This is a genomic window from Micromonospora sp. 15K316, from assembly GCF_004348525.1.
Classification (GTDB): domain Bacteria; phylum Actinomycetota; class Actinomycetes; order Mycobacteriales; family Micromonosporaceae; genus Micromonospora.
Map to the genome: position 1 here is coordinate 1 of NZ_SMKG01000027.1, position 17,124 is coordinate 17,124.

General features: G+C 73.6%; 7 protein-coding genes. 4 read left to right on the top strand and 3 right to left on the bottom strand.

Annotated elements, in window-relative coordinates; translation table 11 throughout:
* Positions 1-12: 12 nt before the first annotated feature.
* Positions 13-8,562, top strand: a complete 8,550-nt coding sequence (locus E1211_RS32415; RefSeq protein WP_207915312.1) for a hypothetical protein — start codon at positions 13-15, stop codon at positions 8,560-8,562.
* A 79-nt stretch (positions 8,563-8,641) separates the two neighbouring features.
* Here the strand turns inward: E1211_RS32415 and E1211_RS09060 are convergent, their stop codons facing one another.
* Complete coding sequence (locus E1211_RS09060) at positions 8,642-11,467, bottom strand: M36 family metallopeptidase (RefSeq protein WP_243709449.1); 2,826 nt, start codon at positions 11,465-11,467, stop codon at positions 8,642-8,644.
* A gap of 421 nt (positions 11,468-11,888) precedes the next feature.
* Between E1211_RS09060 and E1211_RS09065 the strand changes: the two genes are divergently transcribed.
* Both E1211_RS09065 and E1211_RS09070 read left to right on the top strand, forming a co-directional pair.
* Positions 11,889-12,428, top strand: coding sequence for a helix-hairpin-helix domain-containing protein (locus E1211_RS09065; RefSeq protein ID WP_243709450.1), 540 nt, complete (start codon positions 11,889-11,891; stop codon positions 12,426-12,428).
* Entirely contained in the window at positions 12,425-13,462 is a 1,038-nt protein-coding gene (locus E1211_RS09070) for an OmpA family protein (RefSeq protein ID WP_132347374.1), read from the top strand. The genes E1211_RS09065 and E1211_RS09070 overlap by 4 nt, the downstream gene beginning before the upstream one ends.
* A gap of 96 nt (positions 13,463-13,558) precedes the next feature.
* Here E1211_RS09070 and E1211_RS09075 read toward each other — a convergent pair whose 3' ends face one another.
* Together E1211_RS09075 and E1211_RS09080 are read right to left on the bottom strand one after the other, a co-directional pair.
* A complete protein-coding gene (locus E1211_RS09075; RefSeq protein WP_132347376.1) occupies positions 13,559-14,572 on the bottom strand; it encodes a hypothetical protein in 1,014 nt (337 codons plus the stop codon).
* Positions 14,569-14,937, bottom strand: a complete 369-nt coding sequence (locus E1211_RS09080; RefSeq protein ID WP_132347378.1) for a GntR family transcriptional regulator — start codon at positions 14,935-14,937, stop codon at positions 14,569-14,571. Before E1211_RS09080 ends, E1211_RS09075 begins: the two co-directional genes overlap by 4 nt.
* 208 nt (positions 14,938-15,145) lie before the next feature.
* Between E1211_RS09080 and E1211_RS09085 the strand changes: the two genes are divergently transcribed.
* On the top strand, positions 15,146-17,062 hold the full coding sequence (locus tag E1211_RS09085; RefSeq protein WP_132347380.1) for a glycerophosphodiester phosphodiesterase family protein: 1,917 nt from the start codon (positions 15,146-15,148) through the stop codon (positions 17,060-17,062).
* Positions 17,063-17,124: the final 62 nt, after the last annotated feature.

Here is a 17,124-nt window from a genome sequence, read left to right on the forward strand (position 1 = left end):
GGCCCCCGGCACGTGCCGGACCGGCGCGCCCACACCCCCGCGCTCACCACCCTGGAGCCCACGCGGCGTACCCGGACCGACCCCGGACCGGTGACGCCGCTGAACGCGACGACGAGCCAGCCGTGGCAGGTGCGGCAGCGGCTGGCGAGCATGTCCGCGGCGGACCTGCGCACGTACCGGCGGTGGGCGGACGAGGTGATCGCGGAACGGCAGCGGCAACCGGGCGTCCGCGCCACCGTCGACACGCTCGCGCCCGTGCACCGCGCCGAGCTCGTCGACCGCGTGGTGGACCTGCTCCGGACGAACGACCACTTGGAGCGGCACGAGACCGAGCGGCTGGCGGGCGACCTGATCGGCCGGTTCCTGCGGGAGGGGCCCGCGCCGCTGCCCGCGCCGCCTTTCCGGCGTGATCTCGACAGCACCTTCGTCTTCGACCCGGGAGCGATCGAGGTCCCCTGGGCGAACCGGGCCCAGCTGGACGCCTACGTCCGCTCGATCGCGGCCGAGTCGGCGAGGCGAACCGCCGGGGGACTGCCGCCGCTGCGCCTGCACGTGGAGGTCGGCCCGGGCCAGAGCACCCGGCTCGTCGACCGGCTCGTCGAACAGCTGCTGCCCGCGCGGCCCGGCGCGGACGGCACCCGCCGGGGGCCCGGTCGGCGGATCGCCGACTCCCGGGCGGCCCGGCTCACCGCGACCCTCCGGGAGCTGCTGGCGAGGCACGGCGGTGCGGACGACGCCGTCGAGTTCACCAGTCGCGTCACGACCGCGCCGCTGCCGGGCGCCGGGCCGCTCGGCCGCGGTCCGGCTCGGGACTGGGCACGGATCTGGGTCGGCGTGCCGGCGGGCGAGAACGGCCGCGGCGGCGGCGCCGGCACGACCGCCCGGGACGGGCGGGGCGACCAGCGTTGGGACCCCTGGACCCCGGAGGAGGGAGTCTCGCCGGAGCCGTCCCGGGCCCGCTCGGACTCGCCGGCGGGCGGACGCCGTCGGGGCCGCCGGGCGCGGCAGGTCACCGCGCGCGGCACCACCGGCTCGCGCGCCGGGGCGCCGCGCACCCCCCGGGCGACGGCGCGTCCGACCCGGCCCGGCTCCTCGCGCCCGGGCGGCTCCGCGCAGCGTCCGGCGGACGCCACAGGTTCCGGGACGTCGACGTCGCCGCCCGGCAGCGCGCTCACCTCCGCCGACGCCGACGGCGCGCTCCACGCCTACCTGGCGTTCCGGGCGAACGCGCTGCCCGCCCTGACCGGCGAAGCCGCGCCTCCGGTGACCGACGATCTCTCCTGGGCCACCCGGCCCGGGGCCCTCGCGCGGCCCACCGCGGACGTTCTCGACCGCTTCGGGCTGCGCGCGGTGGTGGCCCAGGAGAGCAGCCTCTACGCCGCGATCGCCGCCACGCTCACCCACTACCAACTGCCCGGCGGCGACCTGCTCACCCGCCAACCGCCCGACGCGTGGCCGGCCACCATCGCGGGAATGATCCTGGCGGAGCTGCGGGGCGACGACACCCCGGGCCCGCGCATCGGCCTCGACCACACCGACGAGGCGACCGTCCGCGAGGTGACCACCTGGATCGCCGACGGCATGCCGCAGGATCGGGTGCCGGCGGCGATCCTCGCCGCGCTGAACCTCGACGAGGGGGCGGACGGCAACCTCCAGGCGATGCTCACCCTCACCGCCAACCTGATCGAGCGCCCGATCGCGATGGTCTTCCCCAACGGGGAGACGATCCTCACCGGCCCCACCGACCAGGGGCGGGGGGCCGTCCTCCTGGTCGCCACCGACGACGGCGAGCTGCTCGCCACCACCCCCCGCACCGCCGCGCCGGCACTGCTGCGGGCCGACGCCGACCAGGTCCTGGTCACCCAGGACGCCGGCGCGGCCGGGCATCTGCCCAGCGACGTCGCATCCTTCAGCGTCCTGCACCTGTTCCTGCAGAGCGTGCTCGGCGACGGTGCCGAGGTGCCGCTCCCGGCACCCGACACGGCCGCCGAATCCCTGCCGGACGCGCTCGCCGGAACCGCCACGGCGACCGGCGACAACCTCGCCGACCTGCTACGCCGGACCCGGGCCGCCGCGGCGGCCGCCCCGACGCCCCCCGCGCCGGACCCGGCGAGCTGGAACGTGTTGCCACCGGATTCGACGACGGTGAACCGGCTGACCGGGTTCCAGGCCGCCCGGCTGACCGAGGCCGGCGTCGGCGCGGTGTGGACCGCTCCCGGCTCCGACGCGCTGTTCGAGGCGCTGCTGCAGGCCGCGGCGCACGGCCAGCCGGGGCTCGCCGGGCTCGCCGGGTGGACCGCGCCCGCGCTGCGCCACGCCTTCGCCACGCTGCTGCAGGCCGACCTGGCGGCCACCGGCGGCGCCGCCGCTCCCCTGCTGGGCCTCTCGCCGCAGGTCCTCGGGGCACGACGCGACAACGTCCTCCAGTGGATCACGAGCCTCACCACGCCGGGCGCGCCGCTGCCCGCACAGACGCCCGGGCGGATCGCGCGGGTCCTCGCCCAGCTTCTCGGGGTGCGGGTGGAGCTAGTCCACCCCGACGGGGTCCAGGTCGTGCCGCGCAACCGCACCGCCGCCCTCGATCTGACCGACGCGCCGGTGCTACGTCTGGTGGTGACGGCCGACGGCCACGTGATGCCCACCGTGCCGGTGCCCGATCGACACGACGCGATCCGCCGGCCCGCCGGCGTCGAGGGCGATCCCGTGGACGCGGCGCCGAAGCGGGAGGCGGGCTCGCCGGAGGCCTCCGGCAGCGAGCCGGCGGCGGCGACGGTACGCCCGCCGACGCCGGACTCGATCGTGCACACCATCGGCATCCCGCACCGGACCCTGCCCCACCTCGACGAGGTGGTCGACCGGATCGTGGCGGCCGTACGGGCCCGCGGCGTGCAGGTGCCGGAGAACGAGCGCACGGTGCTCGGGCCCCGCCTGCTCAGCAACTACCGGGAACTCGTCGGCGGCGGCCACCTCGTGCAGATCGGCCCGGTCGAGGTGCTGGTCCGGCTCGACCCGACCGACCCCGCGCTCGCGCCCGATCCCGCGTACGCGCATCCGGGGCGGCCCCCGATCGACGACTGGGACGCGGCGGACGACGGCTCGACCGGCGCGGACGAGAAGGGCAAGGGGCGCAGCGTTCCGTTCGACCGGAACAAGATCTACCACGCGAACCAGGCGACCACCGGTGGCTTCAACACGGGCGGGACCTCGCACACCAACACGGGGCAGGCGGGCGCGCTGCGCGCCGGCTTCGGGTTCGGGATGGGCGTCGGCATCGCGCCGGGGCTGCTCCAGGTGGTCCGGTTCGGGGTGAACGTCGCCGGCACGGCGAACAAGGTCGACCGCAGCACGACCAACGTCAAGGACGCCGAGTCGGGCCGGGTGGAGGACAACCGGATCGACTCGACGCTGGTCTCCTACACCCCGAACTGGACGCTGCGGGTCCGCACCGACACCTCGGAGTGGACGCTGCGGGGGCGCGAACACACCTCGCCGACCTGGGCGGAGACCCCGCTGGAGTGGTCCAGCGCGGACGAGCATCCGACCGGCCAGGAGTCCCTGGAGGTGTGGATCCCCGACCACTACCTGGAGGACGGCAAGCCGCAGGTGACGGCGGCGCCACCCGCCGACCCGCGGCTGCGGGCGGAGTTCGAGGCTCGGCAGCGGCGGCTCCCGGACACCTACCACGCCACCGGGCTCACCGGCCTGCCCGAGCTCTACCACCAGATCGTGGACGGGTTGCGGGACATGGGCCTGGAGCTCGCCGCGGACGGCCCGGAGCGCCGCGAGCTGCGGCAGACCCTCTGGAAGCTGGGCATCAACCTCGACGCGGCGGTCAACGACCGGGAAGAGGGCTACCCGATCACGCTGCACGACAAGCACGGCGACGTGGTCGCCCAGGTGAACGTGCACACCAGCCGGATCCCGGGCGCGGTGGAGCGCCAGGGCGCCACCAGCGCCAAGTCGCACATCGAGCGGGTCAGCACCGCGATCATCGCGCACAGCGGGAGTTCGGCGCTGGCGAACCAGAGCGAGCTGCGGGTCAACGGCGAGCTCAACTTCGTACCCGCGCCGGGACTGGTGCTGGGGCCGAACGTCGGCTTCGGCTGGAGCTGGACCAACCAGGACGCGATCAACGCCGGACGTACCGGCATCTGGGTGCACGTCTCGCGGTACACCGGCCGGACCGCCGGTTACCGGGCCTCGCTGCGGCACTCGGCCACCCTGTCCACGACGAGCCGTCCCGACGCGGAGCCGCGGCCTATCGCCGGTGTCACCGGGACGGCACTGCTGCGCCTTCCGGAGCCGGACGCGTTCGCGCACGGGTTCCCGGTCGACGTCACGTCCTTCCGTCAGCCGCTGCCGGCCGGGACGTCGACCGTCCCCTACGCCCCGGGGCTGATCGACGACGGCAGCACGCCGGCGAGGGAGCTGCACGACGCGATCCTGCCGCACCACGTGGCGCGGGGCCGCGGCATCGGCATGGGGCTGGCCAAGGTCGACGACCACGTGGCCATGCGGCTGCGGCAGCAGATCCTGGCCGAACTGCGCCGCACCGGGTACGTCCCGCACCGCGCGCGGCACCCGTTCGCCGCGCGGACGAAGCTCGGCACGGATGTGCACATCGGCCACAACAGCCGGTTCGCGAACCTCTCCGACGTCAACAAGTTCGTCTCCAGCAACGCCTTCTCCGCCTACTACGACCAGCTCCACCAGGACGGGTTCTCCTTCACGCTGCGCGGCGACCCGAAGGAGGGGCGGCTGCGGCAGGCCCGAGTGACGGTGGAGGCGATCCAGGACCCCGCCGAGCTGGGCCGGCGCGGCGAGAACAACAACTCCGCCCACCTTCAGCGTCAGACCAGTGAGTACCACCTCGTGAACCTGTCGATCGGCGGCAGCGCCGGCTCGTACTCCGCGAGCGGGTCGCGGACGCTCTCCGTCGGCCCCCGCTTCTCGGCAGGCGTGCGGCTGATGCAGACCTGGGGCATCGGGCTGGAGTACGCCTACACGAAGGGCGCGTCGCAGACCGCCGGTCGGGTGCTCAACGAGCCCCAGTTGCTGGAGTATCCGGGCGCCTCGAACGAGTTCCGGCTGCCGAGCCGGTTCCGGGCCCGCGTCGAGTACGGCCACTGGACCCGCCGGCGCCGGCCGGACGGCGCGGCGCGCCGGTTCCGCGGTGGTGGGCGCACCTGGAACAGCGGTGAGGTCGCGGGCACCTCCACGGTGCATCTGATTCCCACGATCAACACGCAGCGCCTGGACACGGCGCCGACGGGCGAGCCCACCGACCCGAGCGTGATGGAGCACGCGGTCGTCTACTACCTGGACGCGACAGGTCTGCTCCCGGCGGCCCGGAACCTCCAGCCCACGCTGACCGGTCCGGGCCGGCCGGGTGACGAGGACGTGGCGAACTTCGTCAGCACGGTGTCCGTGCGGTCGTACCTGAAGGAGATCCTGGCCGACGAGTACGGCTCCGAGAACTTCTTCAAGTCCGGGTTCCTCGGCCACAAGCAGGGTGCGCTCGGGGTGCACGGCGAGCTCGGCGCCAGCGCCTTCGTCGGCGCCACGCCCGACAAGTTCGTCGCCGGTCTGATCAAGCTCTTCCTCAACCAGACCTCCCACTCGCGCAGCAGCGGCCACGGGATCAAGTTCTCGGGCGACGACAAGCTCAAGGTCCCGCTCTCCGACGTCGACAACCTCGCCTCGATCGCGGGCCAGAGCTCCGCCTGGTTCAGGTTCGGCTGGAACAAGTCGACGTCGATGTCGCGCACCGGCGGCAAGGAGATCCTGGAGCTGAGCTTCCACCGGGCGTACGCCTTCACGAGCACCGTCGACCTGACGGTGAGCGGGGTCCGCGAGGCGCACGGGAAGTTCCGGCCCACGGGGGTGGACCGGCCCGACCCGGAGCACGTGGGCCCGCGTCCGATGGTCTACCTGCTGCCGGAGCCGGTGGCGCTCGCCCGGTACGGCGAGGGGCGCGTGCCCGTCGACCACGACCAGCTGATGGACGCGCTGCGGCGGTGGAGGGACGGAAACGGGGATCCCGAGGAGCGGCTCCAACTGAGCGCGCGGGTGGTGGGCGCCGTCCTGGACCGGATGGACCGGGAGGCGGAGGGGCTGCCGGCGGACCCGTACCGGGAGGAGCGGGCGGCGTTGCGGCTCCTGCTGACCGATCCCCGCCACGACGCCCTCAGCAACCGTCTGCTGGAGCTCGGGCTGAACAGCGCCGACGAGCTGAACATCCCCGACTACCTGGAGCCGGGCGGTCCGGTCAACCTGGGGCACAGCGGCATCGACTCGTTGACGTTCCACCGGCCCGCCCCGGCCGATCCGCCCGCCCCGGCCGGGGCGGGCGGATCGGCCGCCCCCGGGACCACTCCGGACACGCGCGCCCCGGCGGTCGTTCCGGCTCCGGCCCGGCGGACGATCCGCCCGATCGAGATCCTGCGGGAGGCGATCGAGAAGGCGGCGCCCGGCCTGCTCGGTGCCCACCGTACGCAGTGGACGCCGAACAAGGCGGACCGCGGCGGTCTGGAGCTGTGGTACCGCCGCGTCGTCGGCGAGAAGGTGGTGATGGGGCAGCTCGTCGGTGGCCTCGACGTGATCGACGGCCTCTTCTCGGGAACCCGGCTGCAACCGATGAGCGAGGACCTCCTGCAGCTGCACGGCGTCACGCTGCTCCTGGCCAACCGGGTCGGCCCGCTCCTCGCCGACGTGGTGGAGATCAAACTGAATCTGACGCTGACCTCCCGCCCGGAGATCTTCGACTTCGTCGACAGGTCCGGCATCGAGAACTACAGCCACGCGCACAGCGGGCAGAGCGAGGGCCGGTCGAAGGGCGTCTCCTACGGCTTCTCGCCGGCCAAGACCGAGCTCGGCGGCGCGGGGAACACCTCGAACACCAGCGGCGCCCTCGACGCCAACTTCTCCGGCGGCACCAGCTCCGGCGTGACCCAGTCGCACCAGAGCACCGAGGAACAGACCGTGTACGACTGGGTAGCCCACTACCTCGCCCGCTCGGGGGTCTCGTTCGACGTCGAGGTCACCCGCCTCAACATGCCCAACCGGCCGGTGAACAACCTGCTCACCGACGTCTACCGGCACATGACGGGGCGCAACGAGCCGGTGCGGCGTACCTTCGACGGCGAGCTGGTGCTGAAGCTGCCGCACAGCATCGCCGAGGCCCGTCGCCTGCCGCGCTCCCTCGACGAGGGCGACCTGAAGCCGCTCACCCGGCTGCCGGGCGACAAGTACATCGTCAGCGCCCGCCTCGACGACGCGCTCACCGTCGGGTGGGACCTGCTGGGCCGGATGTTCGGCACCGAGGCCAACGACGCCACGTTCCGCTCGGCGGTCACCCTGCAACCGCTGCTCTCGCCGAGCCACCTCAGCAACTTCCTGCACAAGGCGGTCGCGGGTCGACGCCACAAGCTCGCCGACGACATCTTCCTGCCCGGCCACTCCCGTACCCGGGCGAGCCTGTACCTGGTGGGCGACCTCTACCACCTCAAGGTGCTCTACCCCATCGAGGGCAGCGGCACCGGCCGGTACGCCAAGGACCAGGCCGGTACGAGCGTCAGCGCGAACCGGAGCCACCTGCGCGGCGCCCTGGTGGGCGGGGTCAACCAGGGCCAGCCGCTCGGGGTGAACGACGCGGCGCCACCGACCGCTCCGGCGCACACGCACAGCAGTTCGATGAACACCGAGCAGTCCCGCGTCGCGCCGCGCGGGGACGGCATCGGGCAGACCGTGAACTACCGCTACGAGCAGCACCTCAAGCAGCAGGGGCGGCTCTACGCGGTCGAGATGCGGTTCAAGGGACATCTCGAGGCGGAGCGCACCGAGGAGGGCATCGGGTCCATTCCCAACGGCAGGTTCGTCAGCGACCCGATCGTCGGTCCGGTCTACGCCCAGCTCTTCGGGTACGAGGTGGTGGACCTGCTGGAGCAGTTGGAGGGCTCGGCCGATCCGGGCCCGGCGAGCGACCCGAGCGAGTGGCCCCGGCCCGACGCGCACACCCCGCGCCACAACCTCGACCAACTGTTCAGCGGGGCGCTACGGCTCGGCGGGGACCACCTCACCGTCGCCGAGGAGATCTCCCGCTACATCCGCGGCCACGCCCGCACCGACCAGGTCGTCCTCTCCTCCTCCGTCTCCCGGCAGGTCTACGAGCGGTACCTGGTCGTCGAGGAGTGGGCGATCGACCAGCTCGAGTCGCGCGATCCCGCGGCGGCCGAGCGGCTGCGGCGGCAGCGCGGCGAGGCTCGCTACCAGCTCATGTGGCAGATGGCCGGCATCGCGTCGCCGCCGCCGTCGCAGATCGCCGCGGTACGCGACCGCACCGCCGCCCTGATCGACCTGGTGCGCGAGCACGACGCCGGGCTCACCCCGCCCGACGGGTTCGCCGCCGAGACGTACGACCCGGTGCTCACCGCCCGGCTCGTCGCGCACAACCTGCGTCGGTACGTGCACCTGACGGTGACCCTCACCGACGGCAGCCGGGTCCGTCTCCGCATCGATCCCACCGGGCACGTGGTACGGGCCGACGAGCCGGAGCCGGCCTGACCGCCGGTGGTGTCGGCGCCGTCACGCGCGGAGGGAGCGCCCCCACCGGGGACGCCCCCTCCGACCTCGAACGTGCCGGTCAGTCCCGGAACGTGAAGTACGCCCGGTGCTGGAAGCCGTTGTCGAGGGTCAGCACGAACTCACGGCAGGTGCCCGCCCACGCCTCGTCGGTCTTCCACGGGTAGTTGTACCGGCCCTTGCCGTCCACCGACATCCGCGACCCGCCGGGGTTGCGGGCGGCGACCGGAAGGGGTCGCGGGGTGACGGCGCCGTCGGGCCCGACGGTCTGCAGGGTGTCGCAGTCGACCTGCCGCGAGTAGGGCGAACCGCTCGCGAGGATGTCCAGGCCGCGCCTCCTCTCCAGCTGGAACTTCATCGGTACGGCACTGCCGGCGGTGACGGTGTTCAGGGTCGGCTGCGCGGCCCGGCCGATGAAGTCGGCCCGGCAGGACGGGTGGGTGTCGAACGCCTCGCTGTTGTCGTTGCGTCCGGTGGTGCCCTGCACGGCGCTGTAGCCGAGGCCACGCCGGGCGAAGGACGCCCAGAGGGTGCAGGCGTTCTCCCCGCCGGTGAGCACGGCGTCGGCGGCGATGATGGCGTTGCGGCCGGTCACGAAGCCGGGCCCGCAGCCCTGCAGCTTCAGGCCGTCGATGACCAACTGGAGGGCGAGGTTGTTGCCGCCGGTGCGCCACGACTCGTAGACGTTCGGGTTGAAACCGTGCCGGTCGACGAGGTCCCAGGTCATGTCGTACAGCACGGCCGCCCAGCCGTGTCCGATGCCGTGCGGCGCGGCCAGCGAGGTGCCGTCCAGCCAGCCGCCGGTCTTGATGCTGTCGTAGGTGAACGGCTGGATCTCCATGTTCCGCGAGTACGGCCGCGGCCGGATCCCCGGGCCCACCCGGCTCTCCTGGAACAGGGCGTACTGGCCGTAGCCGCGGGCGTTCTCCGGGTCGTCGATGGCGGGGTTGAGCAGCGAGGCGATCGCGAGGAAGTCGCTCCAGCCCTCGCCCATCTGCTCCTCACCGGTCAGGCAGTTGATCGTCGGGCCGCCGGTCAGCCGGTTGGAGACGCCGTGGCCGTACTCGTGGAAGATCGTCTCCGAGCGGAACGAGGCGTCCCGCATGGCGGGGCGGTCCAGGTTGCGGTGCACCCGGCCGGTGGCCGGCACACCGGCCTTGATGGCGACCCCGTCGGCCTGGCTCACCATGACGGCGGGGATGCCGACCGCCGGGTCCATGGAGCCGTTCATCACGGCCGGGGCGCCGGCGACGTTGTTGACGACCACCACCGCGACCGCGCCCGCCGCCTCGGCGTTGACGACCTGCGTGTGGTAGTTGCAGGCGCTGCCCCGGTCGAGCACGGCGATCGCGCCGGCGGGCAGGGTGTACGGGGTGCAGCCGTCCCCGACCGCGTCGACACCGTCGTCCACCGCCACCACCTGGCCGGCGAACCCGGCGCTGGTGGGCGCGGGGGTGAACCGGGCGTACTCCGCCTGGTAGGTACCGGCGGCGGGGCCGGCGTCGATCGTCATGGCGTTCGGCAGGCCGAACTGGTTGCCCGGCCAGAGGAACATCTGCATCCGGGGGCGGCCACCGTCCATGGCCGGGGTGGAGAAGTTGGCGTTGTTCTGGCCGGAGCCGTCGTGCGCCTCGCACTGCACGTCGTCGCCGCCGTTGCCGCCCCGCCCGTAGTTGTTGACCTGGAAGTTGCCGGACGCCTCGTCGAAGCCGTACCGGTAGGTCAGGTCGTGCACCACGTTGCACCAGTAGAACTGGTTCACCACGGCGGCGTCGTTGTACGTCTGCGGGTGCTCGTTCAGGTCGGCGGGGAAGTTGAAGCTGAGGCCGGCGCCACCGTCGGCCGGGCTGCCCGGGTCGATCTGGTTGTTGGCGTCCTGATCGGTGTAGGCGTGTGCGTTGTTGCCCCGGGTGGTGGTGTGCTCGGCGCCCGGCGCGCCGTCGGTGTCGTGCCACCCGTACGGCGAGGCGTCGCCGTCGGCCGGGTTCCTGACGAGGCTCTGCGGGCCGTCGTTCGGGTCACCCTTCGGGAACTCGAAGACGCGGTAGCTGGAGCCGTCGCGGACCGGGTTCGGTGGGGTGATCCGCCGGGTGGGGACGTTCGGGGTGGCGATCGCCGGGGGCGGCGCCGCCCGGCGGCCCAGGGTGGCGGCGAGGTCGGCCGGGGCGTCCTGGTGCGTCCAGTCGTCGACGCCGAGCAGCTCGCCGGTCGCGGCGTCGACGGTGGCGTTCCACAGGTGCACGTCGGTGGAGTCGTCGATCACCAACTGCCAGGCGAGCCGTAGCCCCTTGTCGGTGGGCTGCCAGCCGAGCCGCGCCGGGATGGGCTGGTCGGAGATGCCGCTGCCGGAGACGACGGTGCGCTGCGCCGGGCCGGAGCTGCGGCTCGTCACCCGCGGGGTGGCGGGTTCGGCCAGGTCGAGGGCGTCCGCGGCGGCCCGCACCGCCTCGACGGCGTCGAGGGGGGCGGCCGCGCCGGTGGTGTCGGTGAGCCCGGTGACCAGCGTGTCGCCGACGAAGACGACGCTGCCGTCGCGGGCGACGTTGACGGTCGCGGTGGCGCCGAAGATCTCCCGGTCCTGGTGGCGCTGGCTCAGGTTGACGTGGGTCACGCCGTTGTGCCGGCTGGTGTAGCTGGACGCGACCGCGAGGTCGGTGAGGTCGGCGGCGAGTACGCCGTGCTCGGCTGGATGCGCGCGCAGGTACCGCAGCGCGATCTCGATCGGCGTGCCCTCGTTCGGGCCGGTGAGGAAGGCCGGCGCGGCCGGGCCGGCCGCCTCCGGCTCGGCCCAGGCGGGTTGGGCGACCAGCGGGGTCAAGGACGCGACGAGGGCCGTGGACAGCAGCAACGCCGCGTGGCGTCGTCCACGGGAGAGTTGTCGGGGCACCGATGCTCCCTTCGGGAGTTGGGGCCGGGTGGCCGTCGCAGGACCGCCGCAGCCCTCCGCCGCCCAGCTCCCGCGGCGCCGACCGGCGGTCACGTGCGGCGATCACGCCGGCACGAAACGCATCGACGCTACGGTGCCGCTACTCGGCGTTCATCCGACGAGTGGCGAAACATTCACGCACATCACTCCTACGGCTGTCGCGGCCGGGATCGCCGGGCGCGGGCGCCCTTGTCACCACGGCCGCCCTTCACCACCTCCGGACGACCACGGCCGTCCACATAGGATGTCGCGCGGTCCGCGCTCGGAACGGTCCCGGCAGCCACGTCCGTGCCGGTCGCCGGCTCGCGACGCGAAGGCGGCGTCTCCTCCCCGCCCGAGCTGCGGCATCGCATCCCCGTACGTTTCTTCTTGGAGGCCTCGCGTGGCCTGGTTCATCAACCAGTCGCTCTTCATCATCCTGGCAGCGTTCCTGCTGGGGCTGCTCGTCGGTCGGCTCGTCTGGGGCAACCGGAGATCAGCACCGCCCTCGACCGACACCGCCGCCCCCGCGCCCCTGCCCGCGGCGCCCGCCCGCACGGGTCAGGACGACCTGGAGCGCATCGAGGGCATCGGACCGAAGATGGCGGCCGCCCTGCGCGCCGCCGGCATCCACACCTTCGACCAGCTCGCCGACGCCGACGACGACAGCCGGCGGGCGGCCATCGAGGCGGCCGGGCTCACCTTCGCGCCCAGTCTCGTCACGTGGGGACGCCAGGCCCGACTCCTCGCCGACGGCGACGAAGCCGGTTTCCTCGAACTCACCGAGCGGCTGGTGGCGGGCCGGGACGTCGAGCCGGCGGCGCAGGCCCAAACGGCGGCGCAGGTCCAAACGACGGCGCAGGCCCAAACGGCGGCACAGGCCCAGACGACGGCACAGGCCCAGACGACGGCACAGGCGCGGATGGCGGGGCAGGCCCGATGACGAAGACTCCTCTCCCGAGCCGAGAGCGCCGGACCAGCCCGATCATCGCGCTGATCGTGGCGATGCTCGGCCTGGCCGTCCTCGTCACGGCCCAGCAACTACCGAACCGGCACCGGATGGAGGCGGACCTGACCGAGCGTTCCACGGTGGCGCTGCGCGAGGCGGGTCTCTCCGACGTGCGGGTCACCTTCACCGGGCGCGACGGGAGACTGACGGCGGGGTCGGCCGTCGAGGCCGACCGGGCACGGGACGTCGTCCAGGCATTGGAGGGCGTTCGGACCGTCGAGTCCGAGACGCCGCCCGTCCCCGTACCACCCGCCGTGGTGGTGGCCCTGGGCCGGGACAGCGCGTCCCTGCGGGGCACCGTGCCCACCGGGTCCTCCCGGACCGCGCTGCTCGACGCCGCGGCGGACGTCTGCGGCGCCGAGGCCGTCGGCGACGACCTGACGGTCGACCCGAGCGTGGGCGACGCGGCGCTCGCCGGCCTGCCGGACGTGCTCCGCGCGTTCGGCCGCGACGCCGACGGCGCGCGGATCGAGCTGCGCGGCGGGACGCTCTCGCTGACCGGGACCGTCCCCTCCGAGCTGCGCAGGGACGCGGTGCGCACGGCCGCCCGGCGAACCGGGGCCGCGGTGGACGACCGGATCGAGGTCCCGGACGTACGGCGGCGGCTGGGCGAGCTGCCTCGGCTCACGTTCGACAGCGGCGGCGACTCACTCACCTCCGCCTCCCGCACCAGCCTCGTCACGGTGGCCAGGATCCTCAAGGCCAACCCGAGCACCCGGATCCGCATCGAGGGCCACACCGACTCCACCGGCTCCGCCGAGTCCAACCTCGTCCTCAGCCGTGCCCGCGCGCGGACCGTGCACGAATTCCTGATCGGGCACGGCGTCGCCGGCGACCGGCTCAGCGCCGAGGGGTACGGCGAGACCCGTCCCCAGGTCGCCGACACCACCGCGGGCGGCCGGGCGCAGAACCGGCGGGTGGAGCTGCTCGTCACCGCGACGTCCCCGCCGACCGGCAACGGCACCTGAGGCCGACCGCCGCGGTCGACCGCCCGGCTGACGGCCGGCGACCGCGGCGGTCGTCGGGACCCCGGTGCGGGCACCGGGGTCCCGACCGCGGGTGGCTCAACCGGACGCGGCCCGGGCGCGCAGGGTGTTCACGGCCTCGACCGCCGTCGGGACGTCCCGGCAGGTGACGAGTCGTCGGGTGCCATCGGTCAGCCGCAGGGCCAGCACCCGGCCGGGGAGCAGCGGCAACGTGGGGTCGGTCGCGCCGCGCAACATGCCGCGGGCGATCCAGGTCGTCGCGTCCAACCGGGCTTCCTCCGCCGAGGCGATGGCGGTGAGCGGCAGACGCCATCGATACAGGCCGAAGGAGAGGCGGACCTCGCGCGCGTCGATGGCGAGCCGGTAACGGGTGAACGGGAGCAGGATGGGCGCGGTCACGGTCGGCGCCAGTCCCGCCCAGCCCGGCATGCCCGCGAGGGGCACCAGCAGGGCGGCGAGCAGCGGCCCGGTGATCGCGAGCGACGCCGCCGCCCACACCACCGGACGCAGGGACCGCGACTCCCACCAGAGCAGCCGCTCGCCGTCGCCCGCAAGGCCGGGCGCAGCGGTCTCCGCCGCCGCGACGACGCCGGTCGGCGCTTCGGCGTCAGGGTTCCGCGTCGGGGCCCGGCCGGCCAGCAGCAGCGCCACGAGACCCGACACGACGGCGACGGCGGCCGGCACGGCCATGGTCGCGGCGAAGTAGGCCCAGGAGATGTGCACGTCGGCGGCGGTGGCCGCGTCGAGCGCCGCGTTCAGCACCATCAGCAGGATCGTCAGCACCGCGCCGGTGACGGCGGCGACCGCGACCTGGATGCCGGCGCGCAGCCAGTGCCGCGGTGTCCGGGGCAGCCAACCGGCCGCGACGAACGCGACCAGCCCGGCGACCCACGCGACGACCGCCACTCCGATCAGGATCGCGGCCAGGGTGTCGACCGGGATCGTCGTCAGCACCGGCCGGTCGCCGACGCCGCCCTGGTTGGGCAGGCGATCCGGCAGGCGTTCCCGCCAGGCGAGCGTCGTGGCCGTGGCGCCGCCGAGCAGTACGCCCGGCAGGAGCCCGATCCCGGCGATCCACCGTGCTCTCCTCATCCGCCCATCTCCTTCGCGTAGTGCTTGCGTACCATCCCGACGAGTTCGTCCGGGCCGACGCCGGCGCGCCGCGCGTCGGCCACCAGACGCCGCACCCCCTCGATCACCTGCGCCTGCTCCTGGGGCACCGCGCCGGTCACCACGGCACCACGGCCGCGCCGCAGCTCGATCAGCCCGTCGTCGCGCAGCGCCGCGTACGCCCGCAGCACCGTGTGCATGTTCACGCTCAACGTGTCGGCGAGCTCCCGGGCAGCCGGCAGGCGGTCACCGCGTCGCACCGCGCCGTCGGCCAACGCCCGGCGCACGCTCGCCGCTATCTGCTCGGCCAGCGGCATCCCGCTCTCCGGCACCACACTGAACAACATGTTCGCATACTAATAGAACAAGTACAGCAGAAGTCAGGTGGTGAACGGGACCGGCGAAGAACTCGGCGGCCGACCGTCCGGAACGGCCGATCCCGGAACCCGGTCCAGCCCTCCGACCCGAATCCGGTCGGGCGCGTACATCTGGCGTTCCGGCGACGGCCACGCCCGATTGAGAGCCCATTCGAGAGCGCTTCGTAGCGTCCCGGCCATGACTGTCCCTTCCGCATCACCGCCGTCCGGCCGCGCCGCCCCGGGACCCTGGTCGACGCGCACCCGCGCCGTCGCCGCCGCCGCGACGCTCGCCGTCGCCGGCGGCGCCGCCGCGCTGGCCGTCACGACCTCGAGCCCCGCCGCCGCCGAGCCGGGCGACGTCGTCGTGTCGGAGAACTTCTCCTCCGGGTCGCTGCCCGCCGGATGGAACGCGGTCGACGGAGCCTGGAAGGTCGAGAACGGCCGGCTCTACGGGACCTCCGCCAGCGCCAGCGCGAACAACAAGATCACCTTCGGCCGGCACCTGAACGACTTCCGGTTCGAGGCGACCATGCGGTTCGAGTCGGTCTCCGCCGCCACCCGCTGGGCCTCGCTCGGCCTCGACGTCCCCGCCGACGGCGCCACCCCATGGTGGATCGCCACCATGCGCAGCGGCACCACGGCCTCCAACGGCCTCGAGTTCGCCCAGCGGACCACGGCCAACGCCTGGGTCGTGACGAACACCGCCTCCGCCCCGTACGCCGCCGGCATCGGCCGGGACGTGCGGGTCGCGGTCGAGGTGCACGGCAACCAGGCCCGCTGGATCTTCGACGGGCGGGAAATGATGCGCACCAGCAGCCTTCAGCGCTCCAGCGGCGGCGTCCAGGCGCTCTTCGTCAACGGCGGCACCGTCTCCTACGACGACGTGGTCGTCACCGAGCTGCCGCCGAACGGCTACATCCGCCCGGAGGGCAGCCCGTTCACGGTGATCGCGCACCGCGGCGCCTCCGCCGCCGCGCCGGAGAACACCCTGGTCGCGCAGGAGATCGCCCGCAAGGGCGGCGCCGACTGGATCGAGAACGACGTCCAGCCGAGCAAGGACGGGATCCCGTTCGTCCTGCACGACGCCACCGTCGACCGGACCACCGACGGAACCGGGAACATCCGCAGCCTCACCGCCGAGCAGATCAAGGCGCTGGACGCCGGCTCCTGGTTCGGCCCGCAGTACGTCGGCGAGCGGGTACCGACCCTCGCCGAGCAGCTCGCCGACCTGCGTACCCGCGGCGGCAACCTGCTGCTGGAGATCAAGGGCAAGCACACGAAGGACGAGGTCGCCACGATCATCCAGGTGATCCGCGACGAGCAGATGATGGGCCGGGTCTTCGTTCAGAGCTTCGAGGTCGACGCGCTCCGGTACACCTACGAACTCGCCCCCGAGCTGCCGCTCGGCCTGCTCCGCAGCAGCCTCGACGCCGACCCGTTGGCGATCTCCGAGGAGCTGCACCTGACCGCGTACAACCCGGACGGCAACGCGCTGCTGGCAAAGCCGGAGGTGGTGGCCCCGCTGCACGACGCCGGGGTCGCGGTGATGGCCTGGACGATGGACTCCGCCAGCCTGTGGCAGCGGCTGGAGCGGATCGGCACCGACGCGATCATCACCAACCGCGCGGCCGAGCTGGTCGGATGGAACTCGGCCTTCACGCAGCGGGGCTCGGCCGAGCCGACCGTGGAGATCGCCTCGCCGGTCGACGGGGCACGGCTCGACCGTGCCCAGTCCCCGGTGATCGCGGTCGCCGCGACCAACGCGGAGACCGTCACGGTCACCCTCGACGGCAGGAAGTCGGCCGCCGGGCGCAAGCTCGACCTGGCCAAGCTGACCGCGGGCCGGCACACCGTCACCGCCGAGGTGACCGGCCCCGAGGGCACCGCGACCGCGACCAGCACCTTCACCGTCGCGGTCAGCCAGGCCGGGCTCGGCTACCTGATCCTCACCTCGGGGGCAGACGAGTCCGCCGTCGACACGATGACCGTCAAGCTGGCCCACCGCCAGTACGCCCAGCTGGCCGCCTGGGTCGACCGGCAGGCCGGCAAGACCGTGCCGGCCGAGGTCGCCGGCGTCATCGCCGCCGACGCCCGGACCCTCGCCCTGCGCTAGGTCCCCGCATTGTGGAGCCCCGCGGCCGGCGCCGGCCGCGGGGCTCCACCGCACCTGTCCCC